This window comes from Bradyrhizobium sp. HKCCYLRH2015, from assembly GCF_051168215.1.
GTDB lineage: Bacteria > Pseudomonadota > Alphaproteobacteria > Rhizobiales > Xanthobacteraceae > Bradyrhizobium.
The window spans coordinates 87,162-111,453 of record NZ_JBNPUO010000006.1 but is presented as its reverse complement, the minus strand read 5'-3'; the positions used below and the strand labels follow the sequence as shown (position 1 = coordinate 111,453).

21 protein-coding genes are annotated in these 24,292 nt (G+C 67.0%); 13 read left to right on the top strand and 8 right to left on the bottom strand.

What is annotated here, in order from left to right:
• The first annotated feature begins 9 nt into the window (after nucleotides 1-9).
• Nucleotides 10-570, top strand: coding sequence for a molybdenum cofactor biosynthesis protein B (gene moaB, locus ACQR1H_RS17055; protein WP_315802818.1), 561 nt, complete (start codon nucleotides 10-12; stop codon nucleotides 568-570).
• A gap of 40 nt (nucleotides 571-610) precedes the next feature.
• Here moaB and ACQR1H_RS17050 read toward each other — a convergent pair whose 3' ends face one another.
• The 6 genes from ACQR1H_RS17050 to ACQR1H_RS17025 all read right to left on the bottom strand — a co-directional run bounded on the left by ACQR1H_RS17050 (nucleotide 611) and on the right by ACQR1H_RS17025 (nucleotide 8,918).
• Nucleotides 611-1,024, bottom strand: coding sequence for a hypothetical protein (locus tag ACQR1H_RS17050; protein ID WP_315802819.1), 414 nt, complete (start codon nucleotides 1,022-1,024; stop codon nucleotides 611-613).
• A gap of 134 nt (nucleotides 1,025-1,158) precedes the next feature.
• Complete coding sequence (locus ACQR1H_RS17045; RefSeq protein WP_315802820.1) at nucleotides 1,159-2,088, bottom strand: bifunctional helix-turn-helix transcriptional regulator/GNAT family N-acetyltransferase; 930 nt, start codon at nucleotides 2,086-2,088, stop codon at nucleotides 1,159-1,161.
• Between the two features lie 66 nt (nucleotides 2,089-2,154).
• Nucleotides 2,155-2,727, bottom strand: a complete 573-nt coding sequence (locus tag ACQR1H_RS17040; RefSeq protein ID WP_315802821.1) for a glycosyl transferase — start codon at nucleotides 2,725-2,727, stop codon at nucleotides 2,155-2,157.
• 128 nt (nucleotides 2,728-2,855) lie between these two features.
• Nucleotides 2,856-4,460 (bottom strand): PEP/pyruvate-binding domain-containing protein, encoded by a 1,605-nt coding sequence (locus ACQR1H_RS17035; RefSeq protein WP_434907894.1) that lies wholly within the window; start codon nucleotides 4,458-4,460, stop codon nucleotides 2,856-2,858.
• 8 nt (nucleotides 4,461-4,468) lie between these two features.
• Nucleotides 4,469-6,394, bottom strand: coding sequence for a hypothetical protein (locus ACQR1H_RS17030; protein WP_434907994.1), 1,926 nt, complete (start codon nucleotides 6,392-6,394; stop codon nucleotides 4,469-4,471).
• A 106-nt stretch (nucleotides 6,395-6,500) separates the two neighbouring features.
• Complete coding sequence (locus ACQR1H_RS17025; RefSeq protein WP_316178191.1) at nucleotides 6,501-8,918, bottom strand: phosphoketolase family protein; 2,418 nt, start codon at nucleotides 8,916-8,918, stop codon at nucleotides 6,501-6,503.
• Between the two features lie 188 nt (nucleotides 8,919-9,106).
• Between ACQR1H_RS17025 and ACQR1H_RS17020 the strand changes: the two genes are divergently transcribed.
• The 4 genes from ACQR1H_RS17020 (at nucleotide 9,107) to ACQR1H_RS17005 (ending at nucleotide 13,401) form a co-directional block, all read left to right on the top strand.
• Nucleotides 9,107-10,285 carry a PA0069 family radical SAM protein gene (locus tag ACQR1H_RS17020; RefSeq protein WP_315802880.1) on the top strand — a complete coding sequence of 393 codons (1,179 nt, stop codon included), beginning with the start codon at nucleotides 9,107-9,109 and terminating at the stop codon, nucleotides 10,283-10,285.
• A gap of 18 nt (nucleotides 10,286-10,303) precedes the next feature.
• Complete coding sequence (locus ACQR1H_RS17015; protein WP_316178193.1) at nucleotides 10,304-10,753, top strand: VOC family protein; 450 nt, start codon at nucleotides 10,304-10,306, stop codon at nucleotides 10,751-10,753.
• A gap of 76 nt (nucleotides 10,754-10,829) precedes the next feature.
• On the top strand, nucleotides 10,830-11,684 hold the full coding sequence (locus ACQR1H_RS17010; protein ID WP_315802825.1) for a ribonuclease HII: 855 nt from the start codon (nucleotides 10,830-10,832) through the stop codon (nucleotides 11,682-11,684).
• Between the two features lie 208 nt (nucleotides 11,685-11,892).
• Nucleotides 11,893-13,401, top strand: coding sequence for a glycosyltransferase family 39 protein (locus ACQR1H_RS17005; RefSeq protein ID WP_434873996.1), 1,509 nt, complete (start codon nucleotides 11,893-11,895; stop codon nucleotides 13,399-13,401).
• 147 nt (nucleotides 13,402-13,548) lie between these two features.
• Here ACQR1H_RS17005 and ACQR1H_RS17000 read toward each other — a convergent pair whose 3' ends face one another.
• Entirely contained in the window at nucleotides 13,549-14,367 is an 819-nt protein-coding gene (locus ACQR1H_RS17000) for a uracil-DNA glycosylase (RefSeq protein WP_434907893.1), read from the bottom strand.
• Nucleotides 14,368-14,671: 304 nt separating this feature from the next.
• On the opposite strand from ACQR1H_RS17000, the gene ACQR1H_RS16995 reads away from it, so the two are divergent.
• The 3 genes from ACQR1H_RS16995 (at nucleotide 14,672) to ACQR1H_RS16985 (ending at nucleotide 19,437) form a co-directional block, all read left to right on the top strand.
• Nucleotides 14,672-16,330, top strand: coding sequence for an electron transfer flavoprotein-ubiquinone oxidoreductase (locus ACQR1H_RS16995; protein ID WP_315802827.1), 1,659 nt, complete (start codon nucleotides 14,672-14,674; stop codon nucleotides 16,328-16,330).
• A gap of 240 nt (nucleotides 16,331-16,570) precedes the next feature.
• The gene (locus ACQR1H_RS16990; RefSeq protein ID WP_315802828.1) at nucleotides 16,571-18,367 is read left to right on the top strand and encodes a tetratricopeptide repeat protein; all 1,797 of its coding nucleotides are present in this window, start codon (nucleotides 16,571-16,573) and stop codon (nucleotides 18,365-18,367) included.
• 167 nt (nucleotides 18,368-18,534) lie between these two features.
• Nucleotides 18,535-19,437 carry a 4-(cytidine 5'-diphospho)-2-C-methyl-D-erythritol kinase gene (locus ACQR1H_RS16985; RefSeq protein ID WP_434907892.1) on the top strand — a complete coding sequence of 301 codons (903 nt, stop codon included), beginning with the start codon at nucleotides 18,535-18,537 and terminating at the stop codon, nucleotides 19,435-19,437.
• A 127-nt stretch (nucleotides 19,438-19,564) separates the two neighbouring features.
• Here the strand turns inward: ACQR1H_RS16985 and ACQR1H_RS16980 are convergent, their stop codons facing one another.
• The gene (locus ACQR1H_RS16980) at nucleotides 19,565-20,575 is read right to left on the bottom strand and encodes a polyprenyl synthetase family protein (protein WP_315717243.1); all 1,011 of its coding nucleotides are present in this window, start codon (nucleotides 20,573-20,575) and stop codon (nucleotides 19,565-19,567) included.
• A gap of 155 nt (nucleotides 20,576-20,730) precedes the next feature.
• On the opposite strand from ACQR1H_RS16980, the gene ACQR1H_RS16975 reads away from it, so the two are divergent.
• From ACQR1H_RS16975 to ACQR1H_RS16955, 5 genes are all read left to right on the top strand, one after another.
• Complete coding sequence (locus ACQR1H_RS16975; protein ID WP_006613556.1) at nucleotides 20,731-20,958, top strand: DUF2007 domain-containing protein; 228 nt, start codon at nucleotides 20,731-20,733, stop codon at nucleotides 20,956-20,958.
• On the top strand, nucleotides 20,951-21,715 hold the full coding sequence (locus ACQR1H_RS16970) for a tRNA1(Val) (adenine(37)-N6)-methyltransferase (RefSeq protein WP_315802831.1): 765 nt from the start codon (nucleotides 20,951-20,953) through the stop codon (nucleotides 21,713-21,715). The genes ACQR1H_RS16975 and ACQR1H_RS16970 overlap by 8 nt, the downstream gene beginning before the upstream one ends.
• Nucleotides 21,716-21,958: 243 nt before the next feature.
• Nucleotides 21,959-22,861, top strand: a complete 903-nt coding sequence (locus ACQR1H_RS16965; protein WP_315802832.1) for a S49 family peptidase — start codon at nucleotides 21,959-21,961, stop codon at nucleotides 22,859-22,861.
• Nucleotides 22,862-22,968: 107 nt separating this feature from the next.
• The gene (locus tag ACQR1H_RS16960; protein ID WP_315802833.1) at nucleotides 22,969-23,160 is read left to right on the top strand and encodes a hypothetical protein; all 192 of its coding nucleotides are present in this window, start codon (nucleotides 22,969-22,971) and stop codon (nucleotides 23,158-23,160) included.
• A gap of 129 nt (nucleotides 23,161-23,289) precedes the next feature.
• Complete coding sequence (locus ACQR1H_RS16955) at nucleotides 23,290-24,228, top strand: glycine--tRNA ligase subunit alpha (protein ID WP_434907891.1); 939 nt, start codon at nucleotides 23,290-23,292, stop codon at nucleotides 24,226-24,228.
• Nucleotides 24,229-24,292: the final 64 nt, after the last annotated feature.

Below are 24,292 nucleotides of genomic sequence, written 5' to 3'. Positions count from 1 at the left end.
GACGCGCTCATGGCGATCGACGAGAGCAAGAGCTTCATTCCCCTCAACATCGCCGTGCTGACGGTGTCGGACACGCGTTCGCTCGCCGACGACAAGTCGGGCACCACCTTGAGCGACCGCCTGACCGCCGCCGGCCACAAGCTCGCGGCGCGCGAGATCGTCACCGACGATGTCGAGAAGATTCGCGCGGTGGTGAAGTCGTGGATCGCCGACCCCGGCGTCGACGTCGTCATCACCACCGGCGGCACCGGCTTCACCGGCCGCGACGTCACGCCGGAAGCGATCGAGCCGCTGTTCGAGAAGCGCATGGACGGCTTCTCGATCGCCTTCCACATGCTGAGCCACGCCAAGATCGGGACGTCGACGATCCAGAGCCGGGCCACGGCCGGCGTCGCCGGAGCGACCTACATCTTCTGCCTGCCGGGATCACCGGGCGCCTGCCGTGACGGCTGGGACGGCATCCTCGCCGCCCAGCTCGACTATCGCACGCGACCCTGCAACTTCGTCGAGATCATGCCGCGGCTCGACGAGCATCTGCGCCGGCCGAAGGCGCAGGGCGCGACGGCGTAGGGCCACGGCGCGATGCCGCGTCGCGCGTTGATCGCGCGTCTCACTTCGTTGGTACGATCTCGAAGGCGCCGCCGCCTTCGATCGCCGCTCCGATGAGGCCGCCCATCATGCTGGCCGCGAAATTCTGGCCGCGCGGCCCCACGACCATCCGGTAGGTCTTGCCGGGCACGGCGGTGAAACGAATGTTCGACGAGCCCGGCGAGGACCATGTCGACACGGTGATCGTGGTGGCGCCGGGCGCAATCGGGCCGCTATAGCTCTCGCCGCGGCCAAGGCTCGCCACCTTAACGCCATTGATCTCGATCGCCGCCGGCGCCGCCAGATAGAGGAAGTCCGTCGTGCGCGTAATCGCGACCGTTGCGCGCCCTTTGGGCGCGGCGTGCGCCGCCGTCCCAGTCTCGACCCCAAACGCGCCTGCCAGCGCGACAAGCGCCGCAAGCTTCGAACGCATCATCGATTGCATCACTGCCGATACCCGCCCCAGTTTGGCGCGATACTACCGGCGCGCCGGAACTTCGCAATCGGCATGCGCAGCCTGTTGTGGAGGTGATCCTCGGCCCACCGGCGGTTGTTGTGCTAGCCGCGCGGCTACAGCTCCAGCCGCCATGTCTCGCCGGTCAGCGGGACGCCGAACATGGCGTGCGGCTCCTCGGCGATCTTGCGAAACCCGGCGCGGGCATAGATGTCGCGCGCGGCGGTGAGAATGCTCTGCGTCCACAGCTCGATCGTCCTGTAGTTCTTCTCGCGCGCGAAGCGGATGCATTGTTCGGTCAGAGCCCGGCCGACGCCGAGCCCGCGTGCCTTCTTCTCGACCAGCAGCAGCCGCAGCTTGGCGACCTCGTCGCTGCCCTTGACCAGGAAGATCGAGCCGACCGGCTCACCGGCGAGCTCGGCGATCCAGCACTGCTCGCGGGCCGGGTCGTAGCTCCTGATGAACTGTGCGCCGATCTCGGCGACCAGCGCCTCGAACGAGACGTCCCAGCCATATTCCTCGGCGTAGACGGCGCCATGCCGTGAAACCACCCAGCCGATGTCGCCCGGGCGATGGCTGCGCAGCAGCACCGGGGAGCGGCCCGGCTGCTGCGGCTCCAGGGCGGTCGCGATCGTCGTCATTGCACCGACCAGCCGGTCGCGCACGGAGGGCGCCAGCGGCGCCAGCATGGCCGCGATCTCCTTCTGCGAGCTGCGGTCAAGCTTGGCATAGGCCTGCCGTCCCTTCGCGGTCAGGCCGAGCTGCTGCTGCCTGCGGTCGGTTGGCAAAGGCGTGCGGGTGATCAGCCCCTGCTCGTCGAAGCTCTGGACGATGCGGCTGAGATAGCCGGCATCGAGGCCGAGCGAGAGACCGATCTCCTTGGCCGAGATGGCCTCGTACTGTGCGAGCTCATAGAGCACACGCGCCTCGGCCAGCGAAAACGGACTGTCGAGCAGATGCTGGTCCAGTGCGCCGAGCTTCCTGGTGTAGAAGCGGTTGAACGCGCGGATGGCGGCGACTTGGCCGTCGGCTGGGGTGGAATTCATGGGGGCGCCTCCAATATTTGCCATTGTCAACCAATTGGTTGACTTTGGCAAGTATGGTCGTGCCGCTTACACCATCACGATCCGGCTGCGCAGCATCGTCCGCGAGGACCGGCCGAGCTGACGCAGCAGCCGCGTCTCGGCGCGCTTGTGGTCGGGCTTGTATCCGCCGAGCTGCCGGTAGTGATCCCTGGCGATCAGCAGGCCCTGATCGCCGAGCGGTCCGACCAGGACCCGCGCAACCGCGCGCAGCCGGTCGCGCAGGCTGATGGCGGCATAGGGAGACCGGGCATAGCGGAAGACGCCGGCGCGCGGCCGGCCAGCGGCGGCGACGCTCTGGACGAACTGCATGGTTTCGTCGATCCAGCCGGGATCGAGCATCGCGCCGGCGGGCAGAAACATCAGCCAGGGCGCACGCGCTTTCGCCGCCCCTGCCGCAAGGGCAGCGGCCTGGGAGCCCTCGAACTTCATGAAGTGGCAGCCGGCAACGTCGGCGACACGTTCGATCACGCTGGAATCGGGCGAGCGATCGACCAGCAGCACCTCGGTGACGACACCGGCCGCAGCGCCGGGCACCAGCGCCGACAGGGTGGCCACGGCGGTCTGCTCGACACCTTCGGTCGGGATGATCACGCTCAGCATGAACCTGGCATCGTTATCTGTCGCGCCTCCGGCATGATTGTTATCATCTTGTCATAGCCAAATCAGCCCGCTGCGCTGCGGAATTTTGCAGCATGCCGGTTTGGCGGCACGGGGAGGAAAAGGGAGGGTCAGGCGGACAGCCGTTTGTCGGGCTGGGTCGCACCGCTGCGCCAGGCCGCGACCTCGGCCAGCTCGGCGTCGGGTCGAGTCGCCACGATCTCCAGCCGTCCGAGATAGAGGCAGCCTCGATCGCCGTCGATGGTCACCCAGTCGCCGCTTCCGACCGGCGTTCCGGCGAGTGTCGCGCAGCCGGCTTCGACACGCACCTCGAGCGCACGACAGCCGACGATGCAGGGCCGCCCGAGTTGGCGCGCGACCAGAGCGGCGTGGGCGGTGCGTGCGCCGACCGACGTCACGATGCCGGCCGCGACAGCGAAGCCCCCGACATCAGCGGTCGAGGTATCCGGGCGCATTAGGATGACCGGCTCGCCGCTGGCGGCCAGCCGCTTGGCGCCGTCCGCGTCGAAGGCGGCGCGCCCTGTGGCGATGCCGCCGGAGGCACCGATGCCTGTTGCGACCGGGGCGCCGGCCGCGACCAGCGACGTCTCGACCAGCCGCTCCAGATCGATGTCGGCCAGCCGCTCCAGGGCCTCATGAGGCGCGATGACCTGCTCGCGAACCAAATCCACCGCAAACCTCAACGCGGCGCGCGGCGTGCGCTTGGCGGCCCGGGTCTGGAGAATCCACAAATGGCCATCTTCAACGGTGAACTCGACGTCCTGCACGTCGCCGAATGCCTGTTCGAGCTGCCGCAGCACCGCACCGAGCTCATCCCGCAGAGCGGGAAGTGCGCGCGTGATCGCATCCTCGCTGTCCGGCATGCGGCGACCGGAGACGACGTCCTCGCCCTGCGCATCGAGCACGAGGTCGATCATGGGCTGCCGCGCCCCGGTGGAGGGATCGCGCGAGAACGCGACACCCGCGCCCGAACCGAGACCGCCATTGCCGAACACCATCGTCTGCACGGTGACGGCTGTGCCGCGCAGGTCCTCCAGGTTCTGCAGCTTGCGATAGGTCTGCGCACGCTCGCTGCTCCACGAACCATAGACGGCACGCGCCGCGGCCATGAGCTGCGCTTCGGCATCCTCCAGCCAGCCATCGCTGCCGGTCTCGACCAGCGCCTGTTCGTCGGCCGCGAGCCGCGCAACGGCTTCGCTGTCCAGATCCCGGTCGTTGGCAACACCTTCGTGCGCAACCAGCTCGTCGCGCCGCGCCGCGAGCGTCCCGGCATCGAAGCCGAGCACGGTCTCGGAGAAGCTCTCGATGAAGCGCCGGCGACAGTCGAAGGCGAGGCGCGGCCGTCCGGTGCTGCGGATCAGGCCGCGCATGGCAGCCGAGGTGCAGCCGACATTGAGCACGGTGTCGAGCATGCCCGGCATGGATCGCGCAGCGCCGGAGCGGACGGATACAAGCAAGGGCCGGCGATGATCGCCGAAGACCCGGCCGGTCGTCTGTTCGAGAAACCGGATGCCCGCCCGCAGGCCGTCGCGCAGGCGCCGTTCGGCATCGGCCTGGTTCGCAATGATGTCGGCGCAGAGCTCGACGGGAAGCACGAAGGCCGGCGGCACGGGCAGTCCGAGCGTCGCCATGCGCGCCAGATTGGCGGCCTTGGCGCCGACGGTCTCGGCCGAGCATGGCTCGGTGTTCGTGCCGAAAATGCAAATGATGGACATGGCAGTTCCTAACCCGCGAGATCGATCATGATGTACTGGCGCAGCAGATGTCCGAAGCTCGCCAGGCGGTCGGTCGCACGCTCGATGGCGCGCGCCAGCTCCAGCCCGGACAGCGATGTCGCGACGTCGAAGCCCGCTGTGAACACGAGGGCGGTGATCGCGCGTTCCTGCGCATCGGCCGCGTGTTCGCTGTCCATGAGGCGCAGCACGGCGGCGAGCGCATCATCGGAATCCGCCCGCCGTCCTTCGGGCACCTCGGCAGCGGCGGCGAGGCCGCTCGCGGCCGCCTCGATCCCGCCAATGGCGACCTTGCAGAGCTCGGCCAAGGCCGCCGACAGCGTTGGCGGCATCGCAGCCGGCGCGAGCGAGGCGATGAACGCCGCCTGTTCGAGTTCGTCGACGGCCTCTTCGACCCGGTCGACCAGTTGCGCGATCAGCGGCTCGGCCTTGAGCCGCGTGATCTCCTCGCGGGCCTCGATCGCGATCCGGTCGGCCTTCTGTTCGATCCTGCTGGCGCGTGCGGCCAGCAGCTTGCGGTCGCCGGAAACATCGGACTGCAGCGCACTGAGATCGCGGTTCAGCGCGGCGGCGAGGTCGTGGGCCAGGCCGAGCTGGCGCATCACGATCGCGAGCAGCGCACCGTCGGCACGATCGAGATGCCGCACCAGATCGGCTTCGATCTGGTCGCGGACCAGCCGCACCGAGCGGCCGGCCTGCAGGCCCTCGGTCGCAGCACGCAACGCGGCCTTGAGAAATTCGACTGCAGCGGTGCGGCCCAGGGCGCGATCCAGACGTTCGCCGAAGCCGATACGATGGGGCGCCGCGTTCCGGACGGCCGCACCCAACAGTTCGTTGCCGCCGAGCTCGAGGAAGGCGCGGTGGCCGATCCGGTTGCGCGCCGCCCAGTCGAGAAGTCTGATCGCATCATCCTTGGACAGCCAGGTCCGCAGCAGTTTCCGGGCCTTGTTCCAGTCGATCAGGAACACCAGCGCGGCGCCGAGTGCCGTGAGGAAATCGTCGCGCGCTTGCGCGGTGTTGCCCTGGAATTGGCCGGTCACCAGGTAGAACGCGTTCTCGTCCGCGAGGTTCGTCCCGGTGTGACGGTCGAGACCGCTCCAGGTCGCCGCGAAACCATCGAACAGGCGAACGAAGAACTTCGCGCGGGCGAGGTGAACGTCGGTGTAGGTGACCGTGACCGTCAGACCTTGGACCGCGATCACCATGACATGCGCATCGGTGGTGCCGATGTCGTTCTGGATTAGGAGGCGTTCGCCGGCGCGGGTCGCCATCGTGTCCAGGCCGGGATGGTCGAACTTGAGTGCGCGCGTCGCGTTGAGCCCACGCATGAAGGCGACGACAGCGGGCTTGTCGTCAGCGGCGAGCCCGTACACATGAGCTCCGTCGAGCGTGTCCTCGGCGCAGTCGGCGGCGATGCGGTTGAGCGCCTTGTGGAGATCCATCACCAGCCGGTGCAGGCTGTCCGCTTCTTCCTGGGCGCCAGTCAGACGCGCGACGCGCGTGAAATCGATTTCGTCGCCTATCGTCAGCAGGCCCGCGCGTTGCATCGTGCCGAGCCGGCGTTCGGCAGACTGGCCCTCGGAGCTTCGTCCGGCGTTGACCGCGCGGATCATCGCGCGCGTATCGTTTTCGATATCACCGATCAGCGCGGCGAGACCGGGAGCGGCAAGGCGTCCGGTCGCGGTGCGATGCGCGCCGCCGATCAGGCTCGCGAGATCAGCCGGTGCGATGCGCGCGGCGCGGCACTCGGTCGAGAGATCGGTCGGCCGCTGTTCCGGCGCCTGAGCGTGCTGGGCGGCGGCCTGCAGCGCGCTCATGCGCACCTTGACACGGTCGTTGGCAGCGAGACCGTCGGCAATCAGTGACGGCAGCAGGATGTCGGCTTCGCCGAGCTCCTTGATGATCTGGGATTTCATGACGGCGTCGATCAGGTTTCCGATGCCGTCACCGTGCCTCAGCACCGCACGCAAGTCCTTGCGTTGGATCATTCATCGAACCGTCACACAAGGTGTGCGGGCGACGTCAGTCGCCTGCCTGTGTCGGCGTGGTGCCGCCGGTGCTGTTCGGCCAGACCCAGTCGCGGATCTCGGGCATGTCCTCGCCATGCGCCCGGATGTAGCGGGCATGCTCGATCAGTGCGTCGCGGAATTTCTGCTTCACATGGGCCGCCGACACACTGAGGCCGGGCACGCGCTCGATCGCCTCGATGGCGAGGTGGAAACGGTCGAGCTCGTTGAGCACGACCATGTCGAACGGAGTCGTCGTGGTGCCTTCCTCGATGAAGCCGCGCACGTGCATGCCGGCATGGTTGGTGCGGCTGTAGGTGAGACGATGGATGAGATACGGATAGCCGTGATAGGCGAAGATCACCGGCTTGTCGGTCGTGAACAGGCTGTCGAAGTCGCGGTCGCTGAGGCCGTGCGGATGGTCCTGCTTCGGCTGCAGGGTCATGAGGTCAACGACGTTGACGACGCGGATCTTGAGGTCGGGCAATTCCTTGCGCAGCAGATCGACGGCAGCGAGCGTTTCCAAAGTCGGGACGTCTCCGGCGCAGGCCATCACCACGTCGGGCTCCTCGTCGGCGGGCTCGGTGCCGGCCCACGACCAGATGCCGATGCCGGCGTCGCAATGGATGGCCGCATCCTGCATCGACAGCCATTGCGGCGCAGGCTGCTTGCCGGCGACGATGACGTTGATGCGGTCATAGGTGCGCAGGCAGTGGTCGGCGATCCACAGCAGCGTGTTGGCGTCCGGCGGGAAGTAGATGCGGACGATGTCCGCCTTCTTGTTGGCGACGAGGTCGACGAAGCCTGGATCCTGGTGGCTGAAGCCGTTATGGTCCTGCCGCCAGACATGCGAGGTCAGGAGATAGTTCAGCGACGCGACCGGGCGCCGCCACGGCAGCTCGCGTGACACTTTCAGCCATTTGGCGTGCTGGTTGAACATCGAATCGACGATGTGGATGAACGCCTCGTAGCAGGAGAACAGGCCGTGGCGGCCGGTGAGCAGATAGCCTTCCAGCCAGCCCTGGCAGAGGTGCTCGCTCAGCACCTCCATGACGCGGCCGTCATGGGCGAGGTGGACGTCGTAGGGCTCGATGCCCTCCATCCACACCCGCTCGGTGACCTCGAACACGGCATCGAGCCGGTTCGAGGCGGTTTCGTCCGGGCCCATGATGCGGAAGTTGCGTGTCTCTGCATTCAGCGTGATCACGTCGCGCAGGAACTTGCCGAGTTCGCGCGTGGCTTCAGCGATGGTCTGGCCCGGAGAGGACACGTCGACCGCAAAATGCTGGTAGTTTGGGAGCTTGAGCTCACGCTTGAGCAAGCCGCCATTGGCGTGCGGGTTGGCGCCCATGCGCCGCGCGCCCTTCGGCGCCAGCGCCTGCAGCTCCGGCATCAGCCGGCCCTGCGCGTCGAACAATGTGTCCGGCTCGTAGCTCTTCAGCCAGGCTTCGAGCAGCGCGAGATGCTCCGGCTTGCCGCGCGGATTGGCGATCGGCACCTGGTGGGCACGCCAGAAACCTTCGACCTTGAGGCCGTCGACCTCCTTCGGGCCCGTCCAGCCCTTCGGGCTGCGCAGCACGATCATCGGCCAGCGCGGCCGTTGGATCGTTGCATCCGGCTGACGCGCATTCTGCTGGATCGAGCGGATGCTTGCGAGCGCGACATCGAGCGCGTCCGCCATCTGCCGATGCATCGCCTTGGGCTCGGCGCCTTCGACGAACAGCGGCTCATAACCGTAACCTTCGAACAGGCATTTGAGCTCGGCGTCGCCCATGCGGCCGAGCACGGTGGGATTGGCGATCTTGTAGCCGTTGAGATGCAGGATCGGCAGCACCGCGCCGTCATGGGCCGGGTTCAGGAACTTGTTCGAATGCCAGGACGCGGCGAGCGGGCCGGTCTCGGCCTCGCCGTCGCCGACCACGCAGGCCACGATCAGATCGGGATTATCGAACGCCGCGCCATAGGCGTGCACCAGCGCGTAGCCGAGCTCGCCGCCTTCATGGATCGAGCCCGGCGTTTCCGGCGCCGCATGGCTCGGAATGCCGCCAGGGAAGGAGAACTGCCGGAACAGCTTGCGCAGGCCATCGGCATCGCCCGTGATATCCGGATAGATCTCGCTGTATGTGCCTTCGAGATAGGTGTTTGCGACCATGCCCGGACCGCCATGGCCGGGACCGCAGATATAGATGACGCTGAGATCCTGGGCCTGGATGGCGCGATTGAGATGGGCGTAGATGAAATTCAGTCCGGGCGTCGTCCCCCAGTGGCCGAGCAGGCGCGGCTTGACGTGCTCCGCTTTCAGCGGCTCGCGCAGCAGCGGGTTGTCGAGCAGATAGATCTGCCCGACCGAGAGATAATTGGCCGCACGCCAGTAGCGGTCGAGCAGGTCGAGATCATCGGCCGGGATCGTCTGGTGGGAAGACGTGATGTTCATGTAACCTCGCTTGCCGTCCGCTTCGCGCCCGCGGGAGAGTGCATTAGAGTAACGCCGCACCGTCCCGTTCCAGTGCGCTGCGAGGATAGAACGGGAATGTGATGGTTGGCCTTGCGCCGGCTCAGAACCACCACGCAGATGTTCTCTTTTGTTCTTGTAATGTTCTTTTTGTGTGCTATGTCTTGGCCATGAGCCGAGCATCTTCACATGCCCTCAAGCGCCCGCCGGTCCCGGTGCCCTCCGAGCCGGCGGGCGCGCCTTCTTTCGGTCCTGACAAGGACTTCCCGGAACTCGCGGTCGCCATCGAACGGGGCCGGCGCCGCGGCCGGGGTGCACAATCCAATGCGAGCGGCCGCTACGAGGCGGAGGCGCGCGTTGTCTTCGACGACGGCTGGCAGAGCCTCGAAGATCTGCCGCCGTTCAAGACCACGGTCGCGACCGATACCTCGCGCAAGGTCATCACCCGCAACGACTCGCCAGACATCGGTTTCGATCGCTCGATCAATCCGTATCGCGGCTGCGAGCACGGCTGTGTCTACTGCTTCGCGCGGCCGACCCATGCGTTTCTCGGGCTGTCGCCTGGCCTCGACTTCGAATCCAAGCTGTTCGTGAAGCCGGATGCGCCCGCGCTCCTGGAGAAGGAGCTCGCGGCCAGCGGCTACGAGCCGCGGATGATCGCGATCGGGACCAACACCGATCCCTACCAGCCGATCGAGCGCGAGCGGAAGATCATGCGCGGCATCCTCGAGGTGCTGGAAAAGGTTGGCCATCCCGTCGGGATCGTCACGAAGTCGGCGCTGGTGATGCGTGATGCCGACATCCTGGCGCGGATGGCCAAGAAGAACCTGGCGAAGGTCGCGATATCAGTGACCACGCTGGATCCGAAGCTGGCGCGCACTATGGAGCCGCGGGCCTCGACGCCATCGAAGCGGCTGGAGGCGTTGCAGGCGCTGTCCAAGGCCGGCATCCCGACGACGGTGATGGTGGCGCCGGTGATCCCCGCGCTCAATGACAGCGAGATCGAGCGCATCCTCGATGCCGCCGCCCATGCCGGGGTCAAGGAAGCCTCCTATGTGTTGCTGCGGCTGCCGCTGGAGGTGCGCGACCTGTTCCGCGAATGGCTGCTCGAGCATTATCCCGACCGCTACCGCCACGTCTTCACCCTGATCCGCGACATGCGCGGCGGCCGCGATTACGACTCGCAATGGGGCACGCGGATGAAGGGCACGGGTCCGATGGCCTGGATGATCGGCCGCCGCTTCGAGATCGCCTGCGAAAAGCTTGGGCTGAACAAGCGCCGGACCAAGCTGACGACCGATCATTTCGTCCGGCCGAAGGGCGGCGGGCAGCAGCTCAGCCTGTTCTGACTGTGTGGAGGTGGCGCGATGAGTGCAGGTGCGGTTATCCCGCGGTTCACCGTCATCACACTCGGTGTATCCGAGATGCGGCGGAGCATCGCCTTCTATGCATCGCTCGGCTTCGTCAGAAAATTCCGCGCGACCGGCGAGGAAGTGGCATTCTTCGACACTGGCGGGACGGTGCTGGCGCTGTACCCGTGGAGCGCGCTCGCCCACGACGCGGGTGTGCCGGACACGCCGCGGCCGCAGGCATTCCGCGGCGTGACACTGGCATGGAACTGCCGTTCGGAGGCTGAGGTCGATGCGGCGCTCGCGTCGGCAGTGGAGAAGGGCGCGCTGCTGCTGAAGCTCGCGCAACGGACCGACTATGGCGGTTACAGCGGCTATTTTGCCGATCCGGACGGTCATGTCTGGGAAGTGGTGGTGGCGCCGGGAATCGATGTCGGCGACGATGATCGGGTGCATCTGCCGGCGTAGCCGGTTGCTGGAGAGGGTGCGAATAGCGGGGAATTGAGGTCCGTTCGGGTTGCACCGCCGCGGGCCGTTCCGCACCATGCCGGCCATGATTCGCGATCAGTCAAAGAAACCGGGCAGGGCGAAGGCCGCCAGCGGTGCCGTGGCGAAGAGCGCCGCTGCAAAGGCCGGGACCAAGCCTGCGCCGCAGAGCGCCAAGGGCAAGACCGCCGCCAAGCTCGGCAAGGGCGTCATCGCGGTGGCGCCGCCGAGCTTCCGGCGGGAGCGTGCGCTGCTGAAGCAGGGGATCTGGCCGGTCGCGGGCTGCGACGAGGCGGGACGGGGGCCGCTGGCTGGTCCGGTGGTCGCTGCTGCCGTGATTCTCGATCCCGCGCGCATTCCGAAGGGGCTCGATGATTCCAAGCGGCTGAGCGCGGAGCAGCGCGAGGCGCTGTTCGACAAGATCTGCAAGACGTCTGCGTTTGCGGTGGCCGTCGCCTCGCCGGCCCGAATCGACCGCGACAACATCCTGCGTGCCTCGCTGTGGGCGCTGTCTCGCGCCGTGAGGGCGCTGCCCGAGGCGCCGAAGCACGTGTTCGTCGACGGTCGCGACCGCATCGACGTCGATTGCGCGTGCGAGGCGGTGATCGGCGGCGATGGTCTGGTGATGTCGATCGCGGCCGCCTCGATCGTCGCCAAGGTCACGCGCGACCGGCTGATGTGCGCACTGGCGCAGGACTGCCCTGGTTACGGATTCGAGCAGCACAAGGGCTATGCTGTGCCCGAACACCTCGCCGCATTGGACCGGCTCGGCCCCTCGGTACATCATCGCAGCCTGTTTGCGCCGGTCGTCGCCGCCCGGCGCAAGCATCAGCCCTGGACCGAGGTGCCGGAGCCCGACCTTTTCGCAGAGGTGACCGTGGTCACGTCCACCGAAATCTCGCTCGGGGCCTGATGCTGGTTGCCTCGATCGCGCCGCGGTCTTAAAGCTTGAGATAGCGAACCGGCACGAATTGTCACTCCTCGCAGCGGGGGCGGTCTTGTGCGCCTCGATCATGCGGTATCGATTGCGGGCGTCGGACAGCGAGGCTGCTGCGGATGAGGGACGGTTCTGCCGGCCTCTTCGACGTCCTCAGCGATCCAGCTAAGCGATCCAGCCGTTCATGCGTTTCACGTCCCTGGTTGTCGAACTGATCCGCGCAAGGCCGCGGCTGGTCGTCGTCATCGTGGTGCTGTGCCAGGCCCTGATGTGGCTCGGCGTGGCCGTGCTGTTCTATCGCAGCCCGCCCGGCCAGCTTGCCACCACCATCGCGTTCGGACGCGAGTACCAGGTCGGCACCGATCTCGGCCCGCCACTGTCGTTCTGGCTGTCGGACATCGCCTATCGCCTCGCCGGCGATCATCTGCTCGGCGTCTACGTGCTGGCCGTGCTGTGCTCGGCGCTCAGTCTGTGGGTGATGTATCTCCTCGCGGCGGCGATCGTCGGCGGCCAGCAGGCGGTGCTCGCCGTGCTGCTGACCATGACCATCACCGCGTTCGGTGCGCCCACGCTGGAATTCGGTCCGGAGGTGCTGGCGCGTCCGCTCTGGGCGCTGCTGCTGCTCCATAGCTGGCGGATTCTCGGCGAGGGCCGGCGCAACGCCTGGTTTGCCTGGTCGATCGAGGCCGGCCTGCTGCTGCTGACCACGCCGGCCGCCGCCGGCCTGCTGCTGCTGATCGCGGGCTTCGTGGTCTCGACCGCGCAGGGCCGCCGCGTGCTGCGCTCGTTCGATCCGCTGTTCGCGCTGCTTGTGGTGGTGGCGCTGGCACTGCCTTATCTCATTTTCGTGCTGCGTTCCGACAGCGTCGGCCTACCGGCGCTGCCCGTTCTCGCCGAGCTTTCGGTGCGCGCCTGGCATTGGCTCGCGCTGGCGGGGGGACTGCTGCTGGCGATCTCGGCCGTGCTGTTGCTGGTGCTGCTCGACGCCGGCTGGATCGATCGCGGCGAGACCGATGCGCCGATCATCTATCGCCGCTCGGTGCCGCCACTCGCGCGCGACTTCGTCTATTGCTTCGCGATTGCACCAGCGCTGGCGGGCAGTCTGATCTCCGCTCTGTTCGGCCTCCCGACCGTGTACGGCGGCACTGCCGTGACCCTGACCATGGTCGGCCTTGCCCTGGTGGTCGCGTCGGGCGATCTGATCTATCTGCGGCGGCAGCGGCTGCTGCGCCTGGTCTGGGCGGTTGCGGTCGCCGCGCCCGCCATCCTCGCGGCGGGCAGCGCTGTGGTGCTGCCGTTGCTCGGCGACCGCGAGGTCGCGACGGCGATGCCGGCCCGCGACATCTCCCGTTTCTTCGTCGAGAGTTTCGAGCGCCGTACCAACCAGCGGCTGCAGGCGGTCGCCGGCGATCCGCAACTCGCCAGCCTGGTCGCGCTCGGCCGCCGCCGCGCGCATCTGTTCCTCGATGCCACCCCGCAGCGGACACCCTGGGTCACGCCGGCCAAATTCGCCGAGAGCGGCGGCGTCGTGGTGTGGCGCGCCTCCGACACGGTCGGCACCCCCCCGCCGGAGATCGCCCAGCGCTTTCCCGGGCTGGTGCCGGAGGTGCCGCGCAGCTTCGACTGGCTGATCAACGGCCGCCAGCCGGTGCTGCGCATCGGCTGGGCGATCGTGCGACCGAAAGGGCCGTAGCGCTTCGCCGCGCTCTCCGTCATTGCGAGGAGCGCAGCGACGAAGCAATCCAGAGTCGTGGGCGGGACTCTGGATTGCGTCTGCCTACGCCCAAGAAGGCTTCGGCGGACAAGGCGCTTCGCTCGCAATGACGGGGGAGACTGGCGCTCAGACCGCCAGCACCGTCGCGATCGCGCGCAGGTCCTGCCAGGACAGCCGCTTGTAGGACGGCGAGCGCAACAGATAGGCCGGATGGAAGGTCGCGATCGCGCGGATGGTGCGCTTGCCGGTGTCGTAGTCGCGCCATTTGCCGCGCGTGCGCATGATGCCCTCGGTGGTGCCGAGCAGCGCCTGGGTCGACGGGTTGCCGAGCGTCACCAGCACGTCCGGATCGACCAGCTCGATCTGGCGGCGGATGAACGGCAGGCAGATCTGCGTCTCCTGCGGCGTCGGCGTGCGGTTGCCGGGCGGGCGCCATGGAATGACGTTGGCGATGTAGACCTTGCTGCGGTCGAGCCCGATGGCGGCGATCATGCGGTCGAGCAGCTTGCCGGAGCGGCCGACGAACGGCAGGCCCTCGATGTCCTCGTCGCGGCCGGGCGCCTCGCCGACCAGCATGATGCGCGCCTGCGGATTGCCGTCGGCGAACACCAGCCGCGACGCCGTCTGCTTCAGCGCGCAGCCGTCGAAACTCTCCAGCAGCGCGCGCAGCGCCTCCAGGGTCGGCGCTGTCCGCGCCGCCTCGCGGGCCGAGGCGACGGCCGCTTCCGGCGGAGGCGGCGGTTCGCCGCGCGGCGGAATGATCGCCGGCGCCGCCAGCCGGCCGGCCTGCGGCGCCGCCGCCTGACGGGCGGCAGGAGCGGCAGCAGCCGCGGCCTCAGGCTCCACCAGCCTGTTGATCGGCTCGTCGGCGAGCGCGCAATCGACTCCCGCCTCCAGATAGTAGGCGAGCAATTGGCGGACGTCGGGGAGGGGCTCGGGGGTCATCATGATCGATCGTCGCCACAGTGTACGCCGCCTCGGCGCATGGCGGAATGCATTTCGGTGGTTGTCCTGCCCCAAAAAATCGGAAACAAGAGCTTGGAATAACCCAAAAAAGGGACGGAACGCCCTAGTGTTCCGGCGCCAGCCTTCGCTCCCCTCGGGACCTGCCCATCAGCGAACCGCCGGCGCCTCCAGGAACCCTAGTTAAGTCATTGTTGCTGTTGCAGCTCCGGGTTTGACCTTTGCACGCGCCAGGGGGATGCAAAGGCCAGATCCACTGCACCGGCCGGGCCTGAGATTGAGAGACATGAGCACCGAAGAGTTACCTCCGCGCGAATCCATGGAGTTCGACGTCGTCATCGTCGGCGCCGGCCCGTCGGGCCTGACTGCCGCGATCCGGCTGAAGCAGCTCAATGCCGACCTCAACATCGTCGTGGTCGAGAAGGGCTCCGAGGTCGGCGCGCACATCCTGTCCGGTGCGGTGATCGATCCGGCTGCGCTCGACAAGCTCATTCCCGATTGGCGCTCGGACGATGATTGCCCGCTGAAGACCCAGGTCAAGGTCGACAAGTTCTTCTGGATGACCGAAAGCAGCGCGATCCCGCTGCCGGGCTTCGCGATGCCGCCCTTGATGGACAACCATCATTGCTACGTCGGCTCGCTCGGCAATGTCTGCCGCTGGCTGTCGCGCAAGGCCGAGGCGCTCGGCGTCGAGATCTATCCGGGCTTCGCGGCCACCGAGGTGCTGTATGACGAGCAGGGCGCGGTGCGCGGCATCGCCACCGGCGACATGGGCATCGGCAAGGACGGCAAGCCGAAAGCCTCGTTCACCCGCGGGATGGAGCTGCTCGGCAAGTACACGCTTTTCGCCGAGGGCGCGCGCGGCAGCCTGTCCAAGCAGCTGATCGCCAAGTTCGCGCTGGACGCCAAGAGCGAGCCGGCGAAATTCGGCATCGGTCTCAAGGAAGTCTGGCAGATCGATCCGGCCAAGCATCAGAAGGGCCTGATCCAGCATTCGTTCGGCTGGCCGCTCGACATGAAGACCGGCGGCGGCTCGTTCCTGTATCACTATGACGACAACCTCGTCGCGGTCGGCTTCGTCGTCCACCTGAACTACGACGATCCCTATCTGTCGCCGTTCGAGGAATTCCAGCGCTTCAAGACCCATCCCTCGATCCGCGGCGTGTTCGAGGGCGGCAAGCGGCTTGCCTACGGGGCGCGCGCGATCACCGAGGGCGGCTATCAGTCGGTGCCGCGGCTGTCGTTCGCCGGCGGCGCGCTGATCGGCTGCGCGGCGGGCTTCGTCAACGTGCCGCGCATCAAGGGCGTGCACAATGCGATGGGCAGCGCGATGCTCGCGGCCGAGCACGTCAATGCCGCGCTCGCATCCGGCCGCGCCAATGACGAGCTGGTGAGTTACGAGAACGCCTGGCGCGGCTCGCCGGTGGGCGAGGACCTGTTCAAGGTCCGCAACGTCAAGCCGCTGTGGTCGAAGTTCGGGACCGTGCTCGGCGTCGTCCTTGGCGGCTTCGACATGTGGTGCAACACGCTCGGCTTCTCGCTGTTCGGCACGCAGTCGCACGCCAAGCCCGATCGCGCCACGCTCGATCCCGCCAAGGCGCATCAGCCGAAGCCTGCGATGAAGCCGGACGGCAAGCTGACCTTCGACCGGCTGTCCTCGGTGTTCCTGTCGAACACCAATCACGAGGAAGACCAGCCGGTGCATCTGAAGGTCGCCGACATGGCGCTGCAGAAGAGCTCCGAGCACGACGTCTATGCCGGGCCGTCCAACCGCTATTGCCCGGCGGGCGTGTACGAATGGGTCGAGGAGGGCACGAGCCCGCGGTTCGTGATCAACGCGCAGAACTGCGTCCACTGCAAAACCTGCGACGTCAAGGATCCCAACGGCAACATCACCTGGGTTCCTCCGGAAGGCGGCGGCGGGCCGAACTACGAGGCGATGTAGCCTCGCATACGCACGATTGCGTGAGTCGGCTGCCCCGGGGAGGGCAGCCGGCCACGATACGGCCATACTGGCGCGGTTTGACGCAGGTCACCTTCGCCAAAGGGGCTCCCGGCTGACCCGAATATCCTGCAAATCCTTGCGGTTGGCCGCCAAACGCGGCATTGTCGGCGCCTTGAAGAGCTGCCGATCGGGTTCGTGTCCGTACCGATCCGTCATTTCCAACAACCAGAGCGCACCGTGATGTTGTCAATTCGCAATCGCTGGACCGCAATTGCCGTTTCTGCCTTGCTGCTCCCCGGTGCCGTCCTGGCCCAGACGCCGGATCATCCTGCGGATAACGCCGCAAAATTTCCAACCAGCGTCGATCTGAAGTCGCTCACCACATCGGGCAGCTATCTGGCGGCCCGCCACGCCAGCGTCGAGCGCGACGCAGCCTCGGCGGCGGCGTTCTACCGCTCGGCGCTACGCAGCGACCCGAAGAACAACGAGCTGCTCGACCGCGCCTTCATCTCCTCGGTCGCCGATGGCGACATCGACGAGGCCGTGAAGCTCGCCGAGCGCGTGCTCACGATCGACAAGTCGAACCGCATCGCGCGGCTCGTGGTCGGCGTGCAGGACATCAAGCAGAAGAAATACGCGGCTGCCCAGACCAACATCAACCAGTCGGTGCGCGGGCCGATCACCGATCTCGTCGCCACCTTGCTGTCGGCGTGGGCCGCGGCGGGCGCGGGCGATTCGAAGACCGCCGTCGCCAATATCGACAAGCTGACCGGTCCCGAATGGTATCCGCTGTTCAAGGACCTTCATGCCGGCATGATCCTGGAGCTGGCCGGCAAGGAGAAGGACGCCGGCACCCGGTTCGAGCGCGCCTACAAGCTCGACGATTCGATGCTGCGCATCACCGAGGCCTATGCGCATTGGCTGTCGCGCAACAAGGATGCGGCGGCGGCGACCGCGATCTATGAAGCCTTCGACAAGAAGCTCGCGCGCCATCCGCTGGTGCAGGAGGGCCTGCGCGAGACCAAGGCCGGCAAGAAGCTGCCGCCGCTGGTCGACTCGCCGCAGGCCGGCGCCGCCGAGGCGCTGTACGGCATCGGCGCCACCTTGAGCCGCCGCGGCGGCGAGGATCTGGCGCTGGTCTATCTGCAGCTCGCGCTGCACCTGCAGCCGAATCATCCGCTGGCGCTGCTGTCGCTCGCCGATCTCTACGAGACGGTGAAGAAGCCGCAGATGGCGATCAAGGTCTATGAGCGCGTGCCGGCGAGCTCGCCACTGAAGCGCAACGCCCAGATCCAGCTCGCCACCGATCTCGACAGCGCCGACCGCAGCGACGAGGCGATCAAGATCCTCAAGGACGTGATTGCCCAGGATCCGAAGGATCTCGAGGCGATCATGGCGCTCGGCAACATCGAGCGCGGCCGCAAGAAGTTCGCCGATTGCGCCAAGACCTATTCGCTCGGCGTCGATTCGCTGCCCGCCAACAACGACAAGGCCAACAGCGTCTATTACTACTATCGCGGCATCTGCCTGGAGCGCTCCAAGCAGTGGCCGAAGGCCGAGGCCGACATGCGCAAGGCGCTCGAGCTGCAGCCCGACCAGCCGCACGTGCTGAACTATCTCGGCTATTCCTGGATCGACCAGGGCATCAATCTCGACGAAGGTATGAAGATGATCAAGCGCGCCGTCGAGCAGCGGCCCGACGACGGCTACATCGTCGACTCGCTCGGCTGGGCCTATTACCGCATCGGCAATTACGAGGAGGCGGTCAAGAACCTCGAGCGCGCGATCGACCTCAAGCCCGAGGATCCGACCATCAACGACCATCTCGGCGACGCCTATTGGCGTGTCGGCCGCAAGCTGGAAGCCAAGTTCCAGTGGGCCCATGCCCGCGACCTGAAGCCGGAGGCCGAGGAGCTGCCGAAGATCGAGGCCAAGATCCAGAATGGCCTGCCCGATGATCCGGCGCCCGCTGCGGCCAGCAACGACACCAAGGACACGCCGTCCGACGCCAAGAAGGACGATGGCAAGGGCGGCTAGTTCGTCCTGATCGCGATATGAGAGCCATCACGGGCTCCTCGGCTTGCCGGGGAGCCCGGATGATTTTGATGAAGGGGTGGCGGTTGTCGGCCACGTCCGTTTCGGCCTGGGCCGCAGCGCGTTGGCAACCGACCTCCACCACCGAACATGCTGGGGGCATTGCGCTGATGTTGGCGTCCACGGTCACCGGCGCGCTGCAGGAGCAGGGGCGCGCCAAGGTCAATCTGACCCTGCGGGTCGTCGGCCGCAGGGTCGACGGCTATCATGATCTCGAAAGCGTCGTTGCTTTTGCCGACTGCGCGGACCAGCTGACGCTGGTGCCGGGCCCGGAGCTGACGCTGACGACGACCGGTCCTCTGGCGGACGCCTGCGGCGAGACCACGGACAATCTGGTGCTGAAGGCGGCGCGGCTGCTGGCGGAGGCCGTTCCCGGCCTGAAGCTCGGCGCCTTCACCCTTGAGAAGGTGCTGCCGGTCGCGGCGGGCATTGGGGGCGGCTCCGCCGATGCGGCGGCGGCGCTGCGGTTGCTGGCGAAACTGAATGGCCTGTCCCTGGACGACCCGCGCCTCGCGGCGGTGGCCTTGAAGACCGGCGCCGACGTGCCGGTTTGCGTGCCCTCGCGCGCCTGCACCATGACGGGCGTCGGCGAGAACCTGCAGCCGCTCGCGCTTCCCGTCCTGCCCTGCGTGATGATCAATCCGCGCGTGCCGGTGGCGACCAAGGACGTGTTCCAGGTGCTTGGTCTCAAGCCGGGCGATCTGCTGATCGGGGTGACGGATGTTCTCACCGCGCCGTCCTGGCCGAAGGCCGGAGCCTCGGTCGGCGGCTGGGTCGATGCACTCGATCAGGTGTGCAACGACCTCGAGCCGCCGGCGCTGAAGGTGCAGCCGATCATCGGCACCGTGCTCGAGGCGCTGCGCACGAGCGCGGGCGTGCTGCTGGCGCGGATGTCGGGCTCCGGCGCGACGTGCTTTGCGATCTATGGCAGCAAGGCCGACGCGAAGGCCGCCGGCGCCGCGATCGCCGCCGCGCATCCCGAATGGTGGGTGCATGCGGGGACGCTGAGCTAACTCATCAGCATCTGCGAAACGACTGCCCAATACAGCGCCCTCGCCCCCAAGGCGAAGCTTCGCTTCGCCTTGGGGGCGAGGGCGCATTCACGAGCACCGCAGTCGCAGCGGCAGTCGCTAGAAGCAACTAATGCGACCTGGCCAGACAGAACGCCACCACCTGCTCCAGCGCGGTCTTCATCGGTGAGGCCGGGAACAGCGCCAGCGCATCGACGGCCATCGCGCCATAGTGATGCGCGCGGCTGATCGTGTCCTCCAGGGCGCGGTGCTTGTTCATCAGCCCGATCGCATGGTCGAGATCGTGATCGCTGATCTCGCCGCGCTCCAGCGCCTTGATCCAGAAGGCACGCTCGCTGTCGCTACCGCGGCGGAACGCGAGCACCACCGGCAGCGTGATCTTGCCCTCGCGGAAATCGTCGCCGACATTCTTTCCGAGCTTGGCGGCCTTGCCGCCATAGTCGAGCACGTCGTCGACGAGCTGGAAGGCGATGCCGAGATTCATGCCGAAGGACCGCGAGGCGGTCTGCTCGGCCTTGGGCCGATCGGCGAGCACCGGCCCGACCTCGCAGGCGGCGGCGAACAGCTCGGCGGTCTTGCCGCGGATCACGGCGAGATATTCGTCCTCGGTGGTGGCGGTGTTCTTGGCGGCGGCGAGCTGCATCACCTCGCCCTCGGCGATGGTGGCGGCAGCGGCGGAGAGAATGTCGAGCGCGCGCAGCGAGCCGACCTCGACCATCATGCGGAACGCCTGGCCGAGCAGGAAGTCGCCGACCAGCACGCTGGCCTCGTTGCCCCACAGCATGCGCGCGGACAATTTGCCGCGGCGCATTTCGCTCTCGTCAACCACGTCGTCATGCAGCAGCGTCGCCGTGTGCATGAACTCGACGGCCGCGGCGAGCTTGACGTGACCGTCGCCGGTGTAGTCGGTGAGATGAGCCATCGCCAGCGTCAGCATCGGCCGCAGCCGCTTGCCGCCGGAGGAGATCAGGTGGTTTGCGACCTCCGGGATCATCGTGACGTCCGACCCGGTGCGCGACAAAATCGTAGCGTTGACCCGTTCCATGTCGGCTGCGACCAGCGCGACCAGCCCATCGATGGAGGCTCCCGATGGACTCTCGAAAGGTACGATAACCGCCACTCTGGTCTCCGATTTTGCTATGCTCGAAACGACAATAGAAACTGCGGCCGCAGGCGGCAAGGGCAGACACGGAACCTTGACCCAGGCCTTGTTGACCCAAGCCTTCTTCTTGACCCAAGCCCTTCTTGACCCAGGCCCGCATGGAGACATAACGATTGAAGGAATTGGTTCGGACCAATGATATCGTGCTGGTTTCGGCGATAGGGGCGCTGCTCGACGGCGCCGACATCCATCACCTCGTGCTCGATCAGAACATGAGCATCATCGAGGGCTCGCTTGGCATCCTGCCGCGGCGGATCCTCGTGCATGAGGACGACAATCTCCAGGCCCGGCGTCTTCTCACCGACGCCGGTCTGGCGCATGAACTGCGCCCTGATGAGTGACGCTGTCGACATTTCGGAGGACGCCGTGCTCGGCGGCCAATTGCGGCTGCGGCAGCCCACGACGGGCCATCGCGCCGGCCACGACGCAATCCTGCTGGCGGCGGCGACGGCCGCACGTTCGGGCGATCGCGTGGTCGATCTCGGTGCCGGCGTGGGGACGGCCGGGCTGGCCTTGGCCCGGCGCGTGGGCGGTCTCAGCTTGACGCTGGTCGAGCGCGAGCCGGATCTGGCGCGGCTCGCGCGCGACAACGCACGCGCCAATGCGTTGCCGGCGGAGGTCGTGGCGCTGGACGTCGCCGCGGACGCGGCTGCTTTCGCTGCCGCAGGGCTCGGGCCCGATAGTGTCGACGTCGTGCTGATGAATCCGCCGTTCCACGATGTTGCCCGTCACCGTGCCTCGCCCGACGCCGCGCGCGCGACCGCGCACATGGCAACGGCGACGACGTTGGAGATCTGGACGCATGCCGCGCGGCGGATGCTGAAATCCGGCGGCGTGCTGACCTTGATCTGGCGGGCCGATGGTTTGAGCGAGGTGGTCGCGGCGCTGGCGCGCGGCTTCGGCAGTCTTGCCGTTCAACCGGTTCATGGCCAGGCGGGCAAGCCGGCGATCCGTATCCTGGTCCGGGCCGTTAAGGGAGGGCGGGCGCCGACCCAGATTCTCGCCGGAGTGGTGCTGAATGAGGTGGCAGGTGTGCCGAATGACGAGGCCGTGCGCGTGCTGTCGGGGCAGGGGGCGCTGGCCTTGAGCACCCCCTGAACGGTTGATCGTGGTCGGGCGTTATTGCGTCTGAGCTTCCGACTGGCGTTCGGTTACCGTCGTGAAACGGATCGCAGTCAATAGAGTACCGATCAGCAGCATCAACAGGTAGACCTTCATGTATTCCTCCGCCGCACTCTGCACCTTGTGCTCGCCGTGCAATTGCCCAGGGCATTGCAAGGCTCGTTCCAGCCCTTTGGATGGCAGCGGCGCGATAAAAAATGGTAAATCCGAGGTAACTGAATGGTGGACAATTTGACACAACCCAGCGATGCAGCCGGGCTCTTCGATCGGCTGAAGGCGCTGCTTCCGGCGCGGCTGCGCGGCGTCCCGGTGGTGCCGGTCGTCCGTCTGTCCGGCGTGATCGGCGCGGTGACGCCGTTGCGGCCGGGGCTGACGCTCGCGGGCGTCGCCAAGGTGCTGGAGCGGGCGTTCTCGATGCGCAACGCCAAGGCCGTGGCGCTGGTGATCAATTCGCCGGGCGGCTCGCCGGTGCAGTCGCGCCAGATCTACTTGCGCATCCGCCAGCTCGCGGCGGAGAAGAAGCTGCCGGTGCTGGTGTTCGTCGAGGACGTCGCGGCGTCCGGCGGCTACATGATTGCGTGCGCCGGCGACGAGATCTTCTGCGATCCGTCCTCGATCCTCGGCTCGATCGGCGTGGTCGGCGGCTCGTTCGGGCTGCAGGACCTGATCAAGAAGATCGGCATCGAGCGCAGGCTCTATACCGCCGGCGAGCACAAGGCGATGCTCGATCCGTTCCTGCCGGAGAATCCCGACGACGTGGCGCGGCTGAAGAAGATCCAGCGCGAGATCCACGCGCTGTTCATCTCGCTGGTCAAGGAGAGCCGCACCACCCGGCTGAAGGGCGCCGACGATGTGCTGTTCACCGGCGAGTACTGGGCCGGCGACAGCGCCGTCACGCTGGGGCTGGCGGACGCCATCGGCGACCTCCGCGCGGTGCTGCGCGCCCGCTTCGGCGACAAGGTCGCTATGCCCGTGGTGGCGCCCGCCGGCGGCCTGCTGTCCGGGCTGCTCGGACGGCGGGCGGCAGGCGCCGGGAGCCTGGGGATCGGTTGGACCGGGCTAGCGGAGGAGCTGATCTCCGCGGTCGAAACCCGGGCGATCTGGGCTCGTTTCGGGTTCTAGAACCCGGGGGGCGCGCCATTTCGCTCCTCGCAATCCGATTGCGGGGGGAACCGGGATCGGCGACAATGGGAATCGGGGTGGCTCTGTTCATGAACGAGGATCGACCAATGCCGCCGTTCGTTGCTTTCGCGGGTATGCTGGGCGGGCTAGCCGTGGTTCGCTGGGCCTACAAGGCCGCGCAGAAGATCAACCGCGAGCTCGAAGAGGCGCGGCTGTCACGCGTCGCCGAGGCCGCGCGGGCCGCCGAGATCAAGACTCTGCGCCGCGATCCCGTCACCGGCGCCTACCGGCCGGGCTGACACGCTCCGCCGACCTTCGAACGACGGGACGTCGCCGTCGTTTCGAGGGCCCTATTGCCTTGATTCCTGATGGCCCCGCCGATACGGTCCGCGCGCTTTTCCGACGCCTGCGAAAGACCGATACCGACGATGGACTCGCTGCCTCTGCACATGCGCCCCGAACGTTCGTTCCAGGGCTTCATCCTGGCCCTGCAACGGTTCTGGGCCGAGCAGGGCTGCGTGATCCTGCAGCCCTACGACATGGAGATGGGCGCCGGCACCTTCCACCCGGCGACGACCTTGCGCGCGCTCGGGCCGAAGCCGTGGAATGCCGCCTACGTGCAGCCGTCGCGGCGGCCGAAGGACGGCCGCTACGGCGAGAATCCGAACCGGATGCAGCACTACTACCAGTTTCAGGTGATCATGAAGCCGTCGCCACCGAACCTTCAGGAATTGTACCTGAAGTCGCTCGGCGCCATCGGCATCGACGCCGCCGTGCACGACATCCGCTTCGTCGAGGACGATTGGGAGAGCCCGACGCTCGGCGCCTGGGGTTTTGGCTGGGAGTGCTGGTGCGACGGCATGGAAGTGTCGCAGTTCACCTATTTCCAGCAGGTCGCGGGCTTCGAATGCGCGCCGGTCGCGGGCGAGCTCACCTACGGCCTCGAGCGCCTGGCGATGTACGTCCAGGGCGTCGACCGCGTCTATGACCTCAACTTCAACGGCCGCGACGGCGACGCCAAGGTCACCTATGGCGACGTCTTCCTGCAGGCCGAGCGCGAATATTCGCGGCACAATTTCGAGCATGCCGACACCGACATGCTGTTCGAGCAGTTCAAGATGGCCGAGGGCGCCTGCCGCAAATATCTCGACGCCGGTTGGCGTGACGGCAATCGCCGGGAGCACCAGATGGCGCTGCCGGCCTACGACCAGTGCATCAAGGCCAGCCACGTCTTCAACCTGCTCGACGCCCGCGGCGTCATCTCCGTCACCGAACGCCAGAGCTACATCCTGCGCGTCCGCGAGCTCGCCAAGGCCTGCGGCGAGGCCTGGCTGCATACGGAAGCGGGCGGGGCGGGCGCTGGTTAGAACGAACGCGGCTGCATCCGGGGCCTCATGGTTCGAGACGCGCCGCCGGCGGCGCTCCTCACCA